This is a genomic window from bacterium, assembly GCA_021159335.1.
In the GTDB taxonomy this organism is placed as follows: domain Bacteria; phylum UBP14; class UBA6098; order B30-G16; family B30-G16; genus JAGGRZ01.
In genome coordinates this window covers 1-1453 of record JAGGRZ010000101.1, presented here as the reverse complement: position 1 = coordinate 1453, position 1453 = coordinate 1, and the positions used below count along the sequence as shown (strand labels likewise).

Here is a 1453-nt window from a genome sequence, read left to right as displayed (position 1 = left end):
AGGAGGACATCATGGGCTTTGGAGCTTTTAAACTGCCTACTGGTGAATACAGGTTCACCGGGGAGCACTTATCTGTTGGCGCTAACCAAAGGGTCTACATCGACCCGTCCATCTGGTGCATTCATGGGGGATACGAAGCGTTCGGGAAGTACATCATGACCAAGTCCAATGTGACCGCGCATCTTGCGCAGATCCATCCCTTTACGTTTGGCTGGATTGCTGACCTTCACGTATCTTCAGGGCTGCCCGATTCTGTGGTGTGGACGGATGCAGCCAAGGAACAAATAGATCGATTAGCTTTGTGTAATCCAAGCTTTACTATGTTCGGCGGTGATGTTGTATCTGGTTCCGGTGGATATACAGGAGACAACTTTGGACTTGACTCTCCAATTGAAGAAAGTTGGTTTGAAATTATATGGAATTATTCAAAGGACAAACTGTCAAACAACCTTTGGGTTAAGGGAAACCATGATATTGATCCTAATTGTGATTATTTCTATGATTGGTTTGAGAGGCTCTGGTACTTGGAATTAGGAATGTTTAAGCTCATAGGGTTCGATGCATACAATGAGCAGAGTATAGTTCCCGGGTTTTGTGAGCCCTATCTATCATTACCTGATATGCTCTGGCTTAAAAAGAGACTGTGTGAAGATCAATTAAGCAAGGTGATATTTGCTCACCATCCCTTGGATCAATGGTATAAATATGCATCCTGGGTATTTGAGAAGGCTTCGAATGTCAAATGCGCTTTTGGCGGTCATACACACGAGCTTATCTATACGGAAGTCGCAAATATACCGGTGTATGTTAATGGAACTTGCAGTGATCCAAATTCTAAGCCACACTTGGCTACTATAGGCATTTTTACCAAAGACGGAAGTGTGCATACTACTTTAATGCATGGTGATTTAGAAGTACATGGGAGTTCCGATGATATTGAGATAAATACCCCGAAGACTATGAATTGGAAGAAGGAGGAAGTTAAGGGTGCAATTCCCGTGAGGTTGGTGAAGCGGTTCAACGGACATTATTTGAATCTTATCGTACACTGTCCTTCTGAAAGCACTGTTCATGTTCAGCTGAGGAGGAAAGCGGATACTGCCGTCGAAATGGTGAGTGATGCAGAGATGTACATCATAGGAAAGGAGATTTGCTCGGAGAGAAATCCTTATGATCTCTGGACCTGTTCCTGCGGGATAAGGTGGAATTGCTATCATGCAGATGCTGGAGAGGTTCTTGAAGTGAGCTTTAATTTAGCGAGGACTCCCCACTTGTGAAGGTAGGGATAAGAGCAATATCCTGTACTCTCCCGGCGTTAGTTGGGAGATGCAGGATAGGCGAAGCCCGAAATAGTAAAGAACCACACCTGTAAAGACGCGGAGGTTTGTCGGCCGACGGTATCGTCCTGGCAGACTACGCCGATGTGGTACATCTAATAGAAGATCTCGAAAAA

1 protein-coding gene is annotated in these 1453 nt (G+C 44.7%); it reads left to right on the top strand.

Features of this window, described 5'->3' with window-relative positions; translation table 11 throughout:
• Positions 1–1277: metallophosphoesterase (locus J7J62_05740; protein MCD6124656.1), on the top strand; the 1277-nt coding region annotated here is incomplete at its 5' end.
• Between the last annotated feature and the right edge of the window lie 176 nt (positions 1278–1453).